Source organism: Stenotrophomonas sp. 85239_Sma (assembly GCF_056481725.1).
This window is the reverse complement of the sequence record NZ_CM151163.1, coordinates 4,049,135-4,061,221: the sequence shown is the minus strand read 5'-3', so window position 1 is coordinate 4,061,221 and position 12,087 is coordinate 4,049,135. Positions and strand designations below refer to the sequence as shown.

Annotated in this window: 12 protein-coding genes; 8 read left to right on the top strand and 4 right to left on the bottom strand. The window is 64.2% G+C overall.

The window, feature by feature from the left end:
* The first annotated feature begins 34 nt into the window (after positions 1-34).
* From ACYKG1_RS18825 to ACYKG1_RS18815, 3 genes are all read left to right on the top strand, one after another.
* Positions 35-1,027, top strand: coding sequence for a hypothetical protein (locus ACYKG1_RS18825; protein ID WP_478471102.1), 993 nt, complete (start codon positions 35-37; stop codon positions 1,025-1,027).
* 845 nt (positions 1,028-1,872) lie between these two features.
* Positions 1,873-2,166 carry a hypothetical protein gene (locus ACYKG1_RS18820; RefSeq protein WP_262083526.1) on the top strand — a complete coding sequence of 98 codons (294 nt, stop codon included), beginning with the start codon at positions 1,873-1,875 and terminating at the stop codon, positions 2,164-2,166.
* A gap of 323 nt (positions 2,167-2,489) precedes the next feature.
* On the top strand, positions 2,490-3,179 hold the full coding sequence (locus ACYKG1_RS18815; RefSeq protein ID WP_262227902.1) for a hypothetical protein: 690 nt from the start codon (positions 2,490-2,492) through the stop codon (positions 3,177-3,179).
* A gap of 24 nt (positions 3,180-3,203) precedes the next feature.
* On the opposite strand, the gene ACYKG1_RS18810 is transcribed toward ACYKG1_RS18815, so the two are convergent.
* Entirely contained in the window at positions 3,204-3,596 is a 393-nt protein-coding gene (locus tag ACYKG1_RS18810) for a DoxX family protein (RefSeq protein WP_100474021.1), read from the bottom strand.
* A 118-nt stretch (positions 3,597-3,714) separates the two neighbouring features.
* Here ACYKG1_RS18810 and ACYKG1_RS18805 point away from each other — a divergent pair, with 118 nt between their 5' ends.
* Positions 3,715-4,134 carry an H-NS histone family protein gene (locus tag ACYKG1_RS18805; RefSeq protein WP_262083523.1) on the top strand — a complete coding sequence of 140 codons (420 nt, stop codon included), beginning with the start codon at positions 3,715-3,717 and terminating at the stop codon, positions 4,132-4,134.
* Between the two features lie 49 nt (positions 4,135-4,183).
* Positions 4,184-4,591, top strand: coding sequence for a hypothetical protein (locus ACYKG1_RS18800; RefSeq protein WP_478471101.1), 408 nt, complete (start codon positions 4,184-4,186; stop codon positions 4,589-4,591).
* Between the two features lie 22 nt (positions 4,592-4,613).
* Here the strand turns inward: ACYKG1_RS18800 and ACYKG1_RS18795 are convergent, their stop codons facing one another.
* Complete coding sequence (locus ACYKG1_RS18795) at positions 4,614-5,255, bottom strand: glutathione S-transferase family protein (RefSeq protein WP_262227905.1); 642 nt, start codon at positions 5,253-5,255, stop codon at positions 4,614-4,616.
* A gap of 127 nt (positions 5,256-5,382) precedes the next feature.
* Here ACYKG1_RS18795 and ACYKG1_RS18790 point away from each other — a divergent pair, with 127 nt between their 5' ends.
* Entirely contained in the window at positions 5,383-5,799 is a 417-nt protein-coding gene (locus ACYKG1_RS18790) for a hypothetical protein (RefSeq protein ID WP_100474017.1), read from the top strand.
* A gap of 7 nt (positions 5,800-5,806) precedes the next feature.
* Here ACYKG1_RS18790 and ACYKG1_RS18785 read toward each other — a convergent pair whose 3' ends face one another.
* A complete protein-coding gene (locus ACYKG1_RS18785) occupies positions 5,807-6,610 on the bottom strand; it encodes an AraC family transcriptional regulator (protein ID WP_100475256.1) in 804 nt (267 codons plus the stop codon).
* A 65-nt stretch (positions 6,611-6,675) separates the two neighbouring features.
* On the opposite strand from ACYKG1_RS18785, the gene ACYKG1_RS18780 reads away from it, so the two are divergent.
* Both ACYKG1_RS18780 and ACYKG1_RS18775 read left to right on the top strand, forming a co-directional pair.
* Positions 6,676-7,569, top strand: coding sequence for a DMT family transporter (locus tag ACYKG1_RS18780; RefSeq protein WP_478471100.1), 894 nt, complete (start codon positions 6,676-6,678; stop codon positions 7,567-7,569).
* 464 nt (positions 7,570-8,033) lie between these two features.
* On the top strand, positions 8,034-8,486 hold the full coding sequence (locus tag ACYKG1_RS18775) for a PA2169 family four-helix-bundle protein (protein WP_005419568.1): 453 nt from the start codon (positions 8,034-8,036) through the stop codon (positions 8,484-8,486).
* A 143-nt stretch (positions 8,487-8,629) separates the two neighbouring features.
* Here the strand turns inward: ACYKG1_RS18775 and ACYKG1_RS18770 are convergent, their stop codons facing one another.
* Positions 8,630-11,980 carry an autotransporter domain-containing protein gene (locus ACYKG1_RS18770; protein WP_478471099.1) on the bottom strand — a complete coding sequence of 1,117 codons (3,351 nt, stop codon included), beginning with the start codon at positions 11,978-11,980 and terminating at the stop codon, positions 8,630-8,632.
* Positions 11,981-12,087 lie beyond the last annotated feature (107 nt).

Here is a 12,087-nt window from a genome sequence, read left to right as displayed (position 1 = left end):
ACTGGCATGCTTTGGAATCGCCACTGGAGGGAAGATGCACAACGAAGTCGAGTTCATGGAGATCGGATCAGTCCGAGCCACGAATGTCCTGTACTTCACAGGCGGGCTGCGGGCCGTTGAGACGGCTAATAGGGGATTGGCTTTACTACCTCTGCGCGGAAAAGGGGATGTGCTCGCCCTTTGCGATCTCACTTGGCCGGCATTACATGCATTGGCACGGGAGTGTGGTAGTAGGTTCGTCGGATACAATCAGGAGTTTGAGGGCAAGGGAGCCTCTGAAGCGTTCTGGAATCCAGGCATCGGTCGTCTCTCCAAGGGCCTCTTCGCGGCAGATCTTTGGGGGGCCATCTCCGCCAATTCCGACGCATCAGGAGATGAAATCTATGCACGTGGAGCTGAAAGTGTGAGTGCATCCTTGACGAGTGCGGGACATCGAGTTCGGGACCTGTCGATTCATCATCACCAGCAGCTTTGCGGTGCAGTTCAGGATAGAGAGCCAGAATCGGGCTTCTCCAATCTCCTTCTGAGTGACATCTATCGTGACTTTCAGGCCTTAGCGACAGATCTATGCGGGGCGAGGGACTACCTTGCAAAGTTGGCCGGAATTCATTTGGGGCTTAAGGAATCTATCGACAGTATGGCCCGGCTGGAGAGCGCAGTTGGTGCGAAGGCGGATGAGGTTATGGAACCACTAGCGCGTAATCTTTTCGCCAACTGGGGAAAAAAGGCTGATCCCAAGTGGCTGCGTGAGCTGGGAGACATGAGAAATAAACTTATCCATCGGCAACCGATGGCAATAGATCCCCACACGCGTCTACTTAGACTCCACTCCCATTCGACCTCGAGAGGCGTAGTCGAGACGATTCGACTGGGCGCCTCGCGGCATGAGCTCGGCAATCAACCCGACCAGGCGGACCCGTTCATGCTTTTCTCAGAGATGTATGATCGGATGGAGCGGCTTTGTAGCATGGCGGCAAGCTTTGCTAAGTATCCAGCGGTCCTTCCGACCTTCCGAGCCCGGGACTAGCTTGAGGAGCGTGCATCTGGTCGTGTTCCACACCGACTGCCTTGGCCAAGCGCGAGCCAAGGCCGTGACTGTGGGATTTCCAAATGAAGATGTGCACTAAACCAAGGGCGGCTAGATTGGCCTCGGTGGTATCGGATCTGTTCACAGAGGTGCTGCGGCCCTAGGTCATCCTTTCAATGGCTTACAATGACCAGCATAGGGCTGCTCCGCAATGCTCGGCTCTTGCGGTCAAATCGTGTAAATGCTCCAGGCCGAGGTTGGACCCTTCTGGGTTGCGACGCCTTCTTGCCTAGGTATTTCAACGTGTTTATTGGCGCTTGTGGTTGTTATTTCTAGCTGCGGCCAACTTTTGCTGCGAACATGTGGCCAATTGATGCTTCCGCCCACAATCCGCAGTGCCTCCTTCGTCAAACCGACGCGGCCCGATGACCGCTCGGTGAGCGTCCACGCCCCGCTACCGTTGCCGTTGGTCGCGGGCTGCCCCTGCGTCCTAGGGCGTTCACTGCGAAGCGCTCCTGGGTGCGCGAATCCAACGCCTCCAACCTTGTGCTTGGGCGGGAAGATGCCCTTCTCTCTCCCGCGGTGGATGTCGATGGGCCTCCTGAGCCGGCATGGCAGGTGCAGGGTGAGCGCTAAAGGGAAGGGCCGGCCGCCTCAAGGTTCACGCGGACATTCTCGATGGAACTGCTGGGGGGCACCGGCGCAGGTGACTCAGGGATTCCGTACCCGGCTGAAGTGCGCGATTATCTGCCCGCGGGACTTCCGCAACCCGACATTGCGTTCCAGCCTTTCCAAACGAATAGAGTCCAGGGGGATCTATGCTTCGTTTAGTGATTGCTGTAGCCGTGCTGCTGTTGCTCGTCACTCCTACCCGAGCCCAGCCCGGGCCAGTGTGGTTCCAGGTCAACATGAGCTGCACCTACACACCCGTTCAAGCGCGATGCGTGATCGTCAACAGCAGCAGCCTGCCCATGTATTGTGACCTGCGCGCGGATGCCAAGCTGATCACGGGCCATTTCCTGTATGCGTACATGAAAGACTGGGTTCAACCGCAGGATTGGCGCCACGTGTTCGTGTACTCGAATCCGCCGAATCCGCCGATACAGGCCGTGGTGGGTGGCGGGATGTGCCGGCACTAGCGCATCGGGGCCATTGATGCGATTGACGCAATCAGAGGCAACAATGGCCCCGTCCGCTTGGATGTTTGCCAAGCGTGATTGACTGCATGCAAGGATCGGGCGCGTCCGGCGAGCGCGATGGCGATACACCGAAGCGGGTGCATTCCAGGTTCTATTGGAGTGGACATCCAGAATGGGTGGAGCGATCAGTGGAGCATGAGGCCGGGTACGATCCGCTCCAGGAGACGCGCGGCGGATACGCCCGATGGGCTCCTGTGCAGACGGTGGTTGTGCAGAAGGTGGCAAGATGCGACATCCGCCGACCCGTACGACAAGGAGCCCGCATGAAGCGCATTGCCTGCACGTTCGTCGTCCTGACTGCTCTTGCGGCATTGCCTGCCGCTGCAGCAGAGCCTTCCGACTCACCCAAGCGCCCGTCCGTTGAAACCCTGCAACGCCTGATCGTCGACAGGGCACCACAGACGCGCGTGGAAACACCCGACCACGAGCGCATCACTGCACGGCGTATCGATATCGTCGATGACACGGGCGTGATCCGCATGACGCTGTCCGGCAAGACGCCGGCGCCGATCATCGATGGCCTGCAGTACAAGCGCGCGTTCAACGTGGCTGGCATGGTGCTGTACGACGACACGGGCAGCGAGCGTGGTGGCTTCGGTACTGCCGATGTTGACGGTGGCATGGCGGTGCTGGCACTGGATCACCCGGCGATGGATGCGATTGGCTGGCGGGTATCGCCGGACGGTGCGGTGAGCTTTTCGATCAACCAGGCGCCGAAGCTGATCCGCGAGCCTGCGCTGGGCAACAAGCTGATTCCCGGCGTGCAGGCACCGACCCGAATCGGCCTGGTGGTCGGCTCTGACGGCACGCCGGCCATCGCGTTGAATGACACGGCCGACCGCACGCGCCTGCGCCTGACCATCACGGCCGAGGGTTACGGCGCCATCGAGTTCCTGGATGCGCAGGGAAGAGTGATCCACACGCTGGCGCCGGAGGCCGGACTTCGCCGCTAGCGCGTACGCACCACGGATCGAGGCTTACCCGCGCCGCCCACGCCCATCAATGCTGTAGCGCCCCGCCCCGGTGCAGGCCAGCAGCAGGAACCCGCCGGCCAGCCCCAGATTCTTCAGGAACATGATCTGCTGGGTCTGGTCGGCGAAGTTGTGGTGGAAGATGAACGCGGTGACCAGGCTGAAGCCGGCCAGTACGACCGACACCAGCCGGGTCTGGAAGCCGAGCAGGAGGCACAGGCCGCTGCCGATTTCGAAGGCGATGGTCGGCCACAACAGGATGCCGGGCACGCCCATCGCTTCCATGTAGCCCTGGGTGCCGTTGAGATCGCCGAGCTTGCCCAGCCCGGACACCAGGAACAGCGCCATCAGCAGGAGGCGTGCAAGCAGGTAGGCGAGCGAATGCGATGAGGTGCTCACAGGGATGTCCTCGGGGATGGCCGACGAAGGCGATCGGAGCCCACCGGCAGTGAAGCCCGTGTCTACGCGGAAGGCAAGGCGCCTTGACAGGCGCCGCGCGGCAGTAGACCTTTCCCGCATGACGATCGATATTGAATCGCTCAGCCTTCGGGAGCTGAGCGCCTTGGTGGTTGCCGCTGAACAGCGGAAACAGCTCATTTCAAGCCGGCGTCCGGCCAGCGCCGTGCGGCGGATGCTGAAAGCCGCTGCGGCCGAAGCTGGCTACACCCTTGAAGAACTCTTTGGCGCAGAGGCCATCGAAGCGGCCGCACCCAGCCGCAAACCCGCACGGCGCAGGGCCGGCAAGGTGGCGGCCAAGTACCGCGACCCAGAGTACAAGCGACTGACCTGGTCCGGCCGTGGGCGCATGCCGCGCTGGCTGGCGTCCAAGGTGCAGAAGGGCCACAAGGTTACCGACTTCCTGATTCCCGGGCTGGCACGGCCGACGGCGCGCAAGAGCAGCCCGATCGGCAAGCGCACGGTATTCAAGAAGGATTGACCCTGCCGCGTTGCTACCCTGGCTGGGTCTTTGAACGAAGGAGCGCTGCGTGGCACACGATGGCAGCATGACAATCCCGACCAGAATGCTCTATATCGCAGCAGGCGCCGCGGTGCTGGTCAGCTTGCTGGCCTGGGCGGTGGAATGGAGCGGGATGGCTTATGTCTGCCCGTACTGCCGCGTGCAGCGCACGGGCATCGGCGTGCTGGGCCTGCTGACGCTGTTCGCGCGCCCGGGCGGTCTCATCGTGCCCTGGTTGTCCTACACCGCAGGTGGGTTCGCGTTCGTGGTCGCGGCGATGCAGCACTTCAACGGCTGGAAGCGCATTTCCGCCGGCGACTTCAGCTTCAACACGCAGTGGTACATCGATCCGTGGTTGCTGTCAGGCTGCGCGATGCTGATCCTGGTGGCACAGCTGATGCTGGTGCAGGCCGCCTGCCGGCGTGGTCTACGCTGAGGCCTGCCCACAGGGCGTAGCATCAGGCGTTCTGGAACACGGCCAGCTGCGCAGCGAAGGCGCGCTGGTAGGCGGGGCGCTGTGTTGCACGGCCCACATAGGCGACCACCTGCGGGTGTTCGTCGAGCAGGCCACTGCTCTTCAGGCGCAGCAGTACCGAAACCATCATCAGGTCGCCGGCGCTGAATTCACCATCCAGCCACGACGCCGAGCCCAACCAGGCGGACAGTTGTGACAGCCGCATACGCACACGCTCTTCGAGCATCGGCAGGCGCTGTGCATACCAGGGCTGCTCGCGCTCCAGCACCCAGGCCATCGAGCGCTCGACGATGGGTGGCTCCACCGTATTCAATGCAGCGAACACCCACATGATCGCGCGCATGCGTGCATCCGGATCAGCAGGAAGCAGGCCGGCATGCTGCTCGGCCAGGTGCAGCACGATCGCGCCGGATTCGAACAGCACTTGATCGCCGTCCTGCCAGGTAGGAATCTGCCCGAAGGGATTGCGCGCCAGGTGTGCAGGCTGCTTCAGCTCGGCGAAGCTGAGCAACTGCACGTCATAGGGCACGTCCAGCTCCTCCAGCGCCCAGCGTACGCGCATGTCACGGGCCAGGCCCTGGCCGCGGTCCGGGGAAGTGGCGAATGCGGTAAGGATCGGGCACATCGGGATACTCCTGCAGGCCGAAGGGCCCGCCTTTTCCCTTTCGACGAACGACGGGGCGGGAAATCGACAGCCTTCCCGGGCCACCGGGCGATACACTGTCCATTACCTGTCAACCCTATACCTCCCCATGTGGCAGCGCCGCGCCTCCCTGGCCGAACTGCAGCAGCAACGCGATGTGCTCCAGGCTGAAATGGATGCGGACGCTCTGCGGCTGGTGTCGCAGCTTCCGCCGGATGACCTCGTGGCGGCGCTGATGCCGCAGGCGCGCCGCCTGCAGGAACTCAATCAGCAGATCATGCGGGCTACACCGCCACGCGAACTGATGAAACGCCTGCAAGCGCTTGAACGGCAGCTGCTCGAGCCCGGTGCACAGAGCGCTGGCGTGCGGCAGGGGCTGGAAAGTGAACTGCGCGACCTGCGTCTGTACTTCGGCAATCCGCGCCGTCGCCCATTGACGGCGAAGGTGCTACTGATCCTGTTGGCGGGCGTTGCGGCAGCGTTGTTGCTGCCGAAGCTGCTCGTGGACCTGCTGGTCGCTCTCTAGGCCTTCCTCACCCCGCTCGATGCAGCTTCCGATACTGGTCGGGCGTGCACTGCGCATGCCGCTTGAACATCTCGGCGAAGGCGCTGACCCCTGAGTACCCCAGCTCCTCGGCGATGCGGCTGATCGGCCGTCGCGTGCACAGCGCTTCGGTGGCCCTGACGAACCGCATCCGTCCGCGCCAGTCACCCAACGACATGCCCAGCTCGCTGCGCGCCAGGCGCTCCAGTTTGCGCACGCTCATGTGGTGCCGTTGCGCGATGTCGGCGACCGTTTCGGCGGCGTGCAGATGCTTTTCCATGTATGTCATCACCTGCTTCAATGCGTCGCTGCTGGCGATCGGCAGGAAGCTGGGCAGTACGGCGGCGTTGACGATCTGGTCGATCACTACGGCCGCCATCCGGCGTTGTGCCGGTGATTGCGGATCAGTCACGCCCTGGCGCGCCAGTTCGTGCAGCAGTTCGCGCAGAAGGGGCGTGACCTCCAGCGCCCGGCACCGCGCGGGCAAGCGGCGTGACAATGCTGGTGACAGATAGGCCGATCGATAGGCCAGCACCGAGCGGTTGCGCGAGTAATGGGCCACGCCGGGTGGAATCCAAAGCGCGTAGTGCGGTGGCGACACCATCCACTCGCCCTCGATCTTCATTTCCATCACGCCCTGCGCAACGAAGTTGAACTGACCCCAGGGATGGCTGTGCGTACCCCAGTCGTTGGGTTCCATTGCGCCTTGCCGGAAGTAGATCGGGCCGGGCAGCTGGCGGAAGGTGGGGATGGGTTCCATCGGTTGCCGCAAGCCCGGGTCGGAGTGGCGCATTTTCAGGATGTCCTTGATATGCGCCAAGCCTACGCTGGGCAACCTCCCACGTACACCCACATTCCGTGAACTATCTTTTTCCGATCCTCGCCTGCCTGTTGTGGGGCGCGAACACCATCGTCACCAAGCTTGCCTCGGGCTCGGTCGGCCCCATCGACATCGGCTTCTTCCGCTGGCTGGTTGCTGCCGTTGTCCTGTTGCCGTTCGCGCTGCCGAAACTGCGCCACAACCTGCAGACCGTGCGTGCCAACCTCGGGCGCTTCCTGGTGCTGGGCTGCCTGGGCGGTGTGATGTACCAGTGCCTGGCCTATTACGCGGCGCATTTCACCTCGGCCACCAACATGGGGGTGATCCAGGCCCTGATTCCGCTGATCGCGCTGGCGCTGTCACGCGTGTTCATGGGCCACCCGGTGCGTGGCGCCGCTATCGTCGGTGCGTTGATCTCCACGGCCGGCGTGGTGGCGGTGGTATCGCAGGGCGACCTGGCACGGCTGGCGGCGCATGGCCTGAACCGCGGCGATGCGATCATGCTGATCGGTGCGTTGGCCTTTGCCGCCTACAACGTGCTGATGCAGCGCTGGAAGATTCCGCTGTCGATGCTGGAGTCGCTGTTCCTGCAGGCCACGGCGGCGTCGCTGATCCTGCTGCCAGTACAGCTGATGGCCGGCACGGGGGTGAACAACCTGACCGCGGTGGGCTGTATCGGTTTTGCCGCGGTGTGCGCATCGATCCTGGCGCCGTTGACCTGGATGACGGGGCTTTCGCGGCTGGGAGCCGCACGTGTATCCGGCTTCTTCAACCTGGTGCCGATCGTGACCGCTGCACTAGCCGTGCTGCTGCTGGGCGAATCGCTCAGTGGCTGGGTATTGGCCGGCGGCGTGCTCGCAGTGTCCGGTGTGGTATTCGCCGAGTACAGCGCCAAGCGTGCGACGGTTGTGAGTGAGGCCGAACCGGTGTGATGCTCCACCTCCCGCGACGGCGCTGTCTGTGAATGCGGCGTCTTCGCGTGCCTGCGGCCACCGCCCTACACGGGGAGTGCACATGCCGTCCACGTTGTGCGATGCGCTTGCGCTTCAGTCTGGCAGCTCCTTTCCCGGCACACACAGGAGGCCGCCGATGAACACGCCTGGCAAGCCGAAACCCAGCTGGAAGCAATGGCACGTGCTGCTGGTGATCCTGGCGATTGCGCTGCTGGTCAGCCTGATCATCGTCATCGCGCCCTGGTGACGTTCGCACTGCACGCTCAGATGCCGTGAAGGCAGGTGGTGCTGGCGATGAAGAAGTCAGCACGTGTTCTGCAGGGTGATGCGCGAATCAATTCGTACTCACCCGACAGGCACATTCGAACCTCCACAGTGGTGTCGAAGGCAACGCACCCGCGCTGCCATTCCCCGCAGAATTCCGAGCAAACAGGAGCGACGCCATGAGCACCCAGTCCACCATCGAACATCGCCTCAACGACCTGATCGAGATCGCCCGTGATGGCAAGTCGTTCTATGAAGAGGCAGCGACCAAGGTAAAGGACGCCGAGCTGTCGGCGCTGTTCACCCGCATTGCCGGCGTCAAGGGCCGCATCGTGGCGGCGCTGAGCGGCTCGGTGGCCGCCAGCGGCGGCAAGCCGGCCGAGCACGGCACTGTGGTTGGTTCCATGCAGCAGTTTTACGGCAAGGTCCGTGCAGCCTTCGGTGACACCAACTATGGCTATGTGGCCGAACTTGAAGAATCCGAAGACCGCCTGCTGGGCGCGTTCAAGGATGTGCTGAAGGACAACGAGCTGCCGCCCGCCGTGCGCCAGGAAGTGACCCAGCTGCTGCCGGAAGTGCAGGAGTGCCACAACGTGATGCGTGCGCGCAAGCATGCGATGAAGGCGGCCTGACGGTTCAAGGCGACCTTCTCCCCGGGCCGCCACGGCCGGGGCAGTATGCTGCCCCGGCCATCTTCTGCGCTCGTTGGGACACACGTAAAAAAAGGGGCGGCCGCGAGGCCGCCCCAATCCGTCAAGCGCATGCTGCTTTGGAATCAGAAACGTACTGACCAGCGTGCATTCGCACCATGGTCACGGCTCTCGCTGCCGAACTGGCCGCTGTAGCCCAGCTCCAGCTGCTGTCGCGGGGTCAGCCAGGCCGACAGGCCCAGTTCGGCCACCACCGCGTTGTTGGCAATCGGTGCGCCATTGACCGCGAATGTGGTGCTGCCGTTGGCGAAGGCAAGGTTGGCGACCTGGCTGCGATCCCCCGAGGCACGGCGATAGCCGACGCCACCGCGCAGGTGCAGCCAGCTTTCCTGCTGGAACGAAGCCTTCAACCCCTTGTCGAAGCGCACGCCGGCGGTGGCGATCGTGGTTCCGGTGTCGTCCACCTTGCCCTGCAGCGCCGCTGCTCCACCGCGTTCGTTGATGCGCTTGAGGTCCACTTCCACGCGCGCCACCTGCACGTACGGTTCCAGCCCCGCTTCCGGGCCACCGAAGCGGTAACCGGCTTCGATGAAGGCCTGGCGGGTACGCGCGTCGTAGCGCGCGCTCAGGCTGTCGCTGAAACCTGCGAAGGCAACGTCACGCGTACTCTTCACCTCGTGCTTGCTCCACGCCACGCCACCGCGCAGGCCGAAGCCGCCCCAGGTGTGGCTGGCATAGGCACCGAAGTGCGTGTTGTCGATCTTCGACTTGGCGCGGCGGTCCTGCTGCTTGACGTCGGTACGGCCGGTGCCGGCCAGCACGCCGACCTGCCAGCCGGACAACTCGCGGTCGATGCCGACCAGCAGGCCGTTGCTGTTGGCTTCGGTACGGGCGGTGTTGAGATCACCGTCCAGCTTGCTGTTGCCACCGATGGCCTGCACCCATGCACCCGTCGCATCACCCGCGTCGGTGCCAGGTGCCGCAGCGCCGGCACGGCGTGACAGTGCGGCATCGCGCACGTAGCGGCTGCCCTCGACCAGGGCGATGGCCGTGGCCGGATGCAGCTCGCCGCTGAGACCGTCGAGCACGCCGCCGACCTGCTGCGGGAACAGCTGCGTCAGCGGCTTGGGCAGGCCCTGGGCGATCGGCAGCAGGTCGGCAGCCGCCGCCACTGCGCGCTGGTTGGGGGTGCTGGCAGCCGTGGTCAGCGAGGCGCCACGGGCGACATCGATGCGCGTGCCATTGGCGCCGTAGGCCAGGCTGAACTGCAGGAAGGGCGAGAACGCGCTGAAGTCGGTCTTGGCGAACTGGCCGCTGATGCCTCCGTCGGCACGCAGGAAGTTGAACTGTTCGCCGAGGTAGTACACGCCCGGTTCCGGCAGCGCGACCAGGGTGCCGCCGAGAGTGGCGGTGCCAGTCACGTGCAGCTGGTCACTGCGGCCACCCGGTGCCAGCTCCGCCGCATAGACGCCGGTAGCGCCCTGCACGTAGTTGCCGTTGATGGTCAGCGTGCCGATCGAGTTGCCCGGCGCGATGATGCCGTCCACGCGGGTGTTGCCGAGCGTGCCGACGCCCTTCAGCAGGCCATTGGCGCCGACCGTGGTGGTGCCACCGGTCTGCGTGCCGTTGAAGGACACCACGCCGCCGTTGACCACCAGGTTGCTGTTGTTCAGCACGCCGCTGGAACTGACCGTGCTGACGCCACCGGTGGTGGTCAAGGCGGTGGAGACCAGGCCGCCGTTGAGCAGGAACCGGCCGCCCTGGACCTCGACCGCCGAGGTGAGCGTGTTCGCACCGTTCAACTCGAGCGTGCCGTCCTGCACTACCGCGCCGTTGAAGCTGTTGTTGCCGCTCAAGCGCAGCCAGCCGATACCGGATTTGGTCAACTTGCCGGGGCCACCGATGTCATTGGTCCAGTTGTCCCAGGCGTCGCCTTCCCAGACCTTCAGGCCGCCGGCCTTCTGGTTCATCACCACGTTGGTATCCACGCGCAGCGAACCGTAGCCTTCGATGGCCTTGCGCAGGTCGACCATGCCCCAGCCGTAGATTGCGTCGATACCCGGCGCGCCGAGATCGCGTGCGGTGGTCAGCAGCACGTCGCGGACCTGGGCGTTGTCCAGATACGGGAAGCGCTCCATCAACAGGCCGAGAGCGCCCGTGATGTGCGGCGCGGCCATCGACGTGCCGGTCTTGGTGCCGTAGACGTAGTTGGTGTTCTCGCTGTCGATGATCAGCCGCACGTAGGCGGAGGTGTTCTCGATGCGGCCCTGGATATCGCCGGAGACGATGGTGCTGAGGATGTCGGTGCCAGGGGCCGAGATGCACCAGTTGGCGGCAACGCCGCAGATGCTGGAGCTGCCATCGATCACGTAATCGGCTTCGCCTGCGGCGGCATTGGGCCGGCGGACATTGGCGACCGCCAGCCAGTACGGTTCCAGTTCGGGTTTCCAGCGCGGCATCGAGGCGGTGATGCCGGCAACCGCACCGCTACCGTTGCCGGCCGACCACACCTGGATGAGGGTGGAGCCCGGGGTATCGCCGTTGCTGGCGTAGATGCTGCCGTACACGCCGTAGTCGGCACCGATGCTGGCGTACTGCTGGTCCAGCGCGGCGGCGGTCATGTTGCGGGTGGAAATGCCCCAGCTGTGGTTGATGGCGCGTACACCCTGCGCCTGGATCTGCGCATACATGTCCAGCGTAGCGGCATCATCCGGATCGGTGCGGTACACCGCGCGCGGGCGGTAGTAGCCATCCGGGTCGAGGCGCCATTCGTAGTACGTGTCGCCGAACACGCGGGCGGCGGTGAGGTCCGCACCAAAGGCTACGCCGTGCATTCCCGTGCCATCACGGTTGGCGCCGATGGTGCCCAGTACGTGGGTGCCATGATCGGCATAGCTGAAGCCATAGGGCAGGCCAGCCGCGATCAGGCGTGCCGCCAGTGAGGCCGGAACGCCGGCGCCGAGTCCGTAGTAGTTGAAGCCTGGCTGTTCGCCGCGGGTCTGCCCGCAGGCGCCGGTACCTGCGACGACACCCGGCGTCGCGCAGTCGGCACCGATGGTGATGCTGGAGGTATTGCGTCCTGCAAACTCCGGATGCGCCAGCGCGGAGCCCGAGTCGAACAGCGCCAGGCGTACGCCCTTGCCGGTCAGGCCGCGTGCATAGGCGTAGTCGGCGCCCATCGCACCCAGGCCCCAATCGGCGTTGAATTCATCGCTTCGCCAGCTGGCCGGATCGCCCGGGTTGCCGAGGACGGCGGTGCTGCCGGCGGCAGGTGCAATAGCCGTGGCTGCGGGCGGCGTGTTGGCAGCGGGCTGCGCCCATGCAGCCTGCAACTGGCGCTGCTGCTGCCAGGCATCAAGTGATTCGCCAGCCATGGCGGGCAGCGCGGTGGCCAGCAGCAGCGAACTGGCGACGGCAAGCGCCAGCGGGCGGTGCGACAGGGAGCGGGACGAACGGCCGTACAGCGGGTGATTCATCAGACAACTTCCTTGGTTGACGGACAACAAGGCCGTTAACGCCAAGGCGTGGCGGTATCCCCCAGTGATGTGAAGGGAATTTTATGAACGCGTTAATTATGTGTGAC

What these genes read in the sequence shown, in the direction of transcription:
- ACYKG1_RS18805 (WP_262083523.1), top strand. Translation starts at nt 3,715, where the DNA reads ATGACGATCGATATTGAATCGCTCAGCCTTCGGGAGCTGAGCGCCTTG.
- ACYKG1_RS18825 (WP_478471102.1), top strand. Translation starts at nt 35, where the DNA reads ATGCACAACGAAGTCGAGTTCATGGAGATCGGATCAGTCCGAGCCACG.
- ACYKG1_RS18770 (WP_478471099.1), bottom strand. Translation starts at nt 11,980, where the DNA reads ATGAATCACCCGCTGTACGGCCGTTCGTCCCGCTCCCTGTCGCACCGC.
- ACYKG1_RS18785 (WP_100475256.1), bottom strand. Translation starts at nt 6,610, where the DNA reads ATGCGCCACTCCGACCCGGGCTTGCGGCAACCGATGGAACCCATCCCC.
- ACYKG1_RS18790 (WP_100474017.1), top strand. Translation starts at nt 5,383, where the DNA reads ATGTGGCAGCGCCGCGCCTCCCTGGCCGAACTGCAGCAGCAACGCGAT.
- ACYKG1_RS18775 (WP_005419568.1), top strand. Translation starts at nt 8,034, where the DNA reads ATGAGCACCCAGTCCACCATCGAACATCGCCTCAACGACCTGATCGAG.
- ACYKG1_RS18815 (WP_262227902.1), top strand. Translation starts at nt 2,490, where the DNA reads ATGAAGCGCATTGCCTGCACGTTCGTCGTCCTGACTGCTCTTGCGGCA.
- ACYKG1_RS18795 (WP_262227905.1), bottom strand. Translation starts at nt 5,255, where the DNA reads ATGTGCCCGATCCTTACCGCATTCGCCACTTCCCCGGACCGCGGCCAG.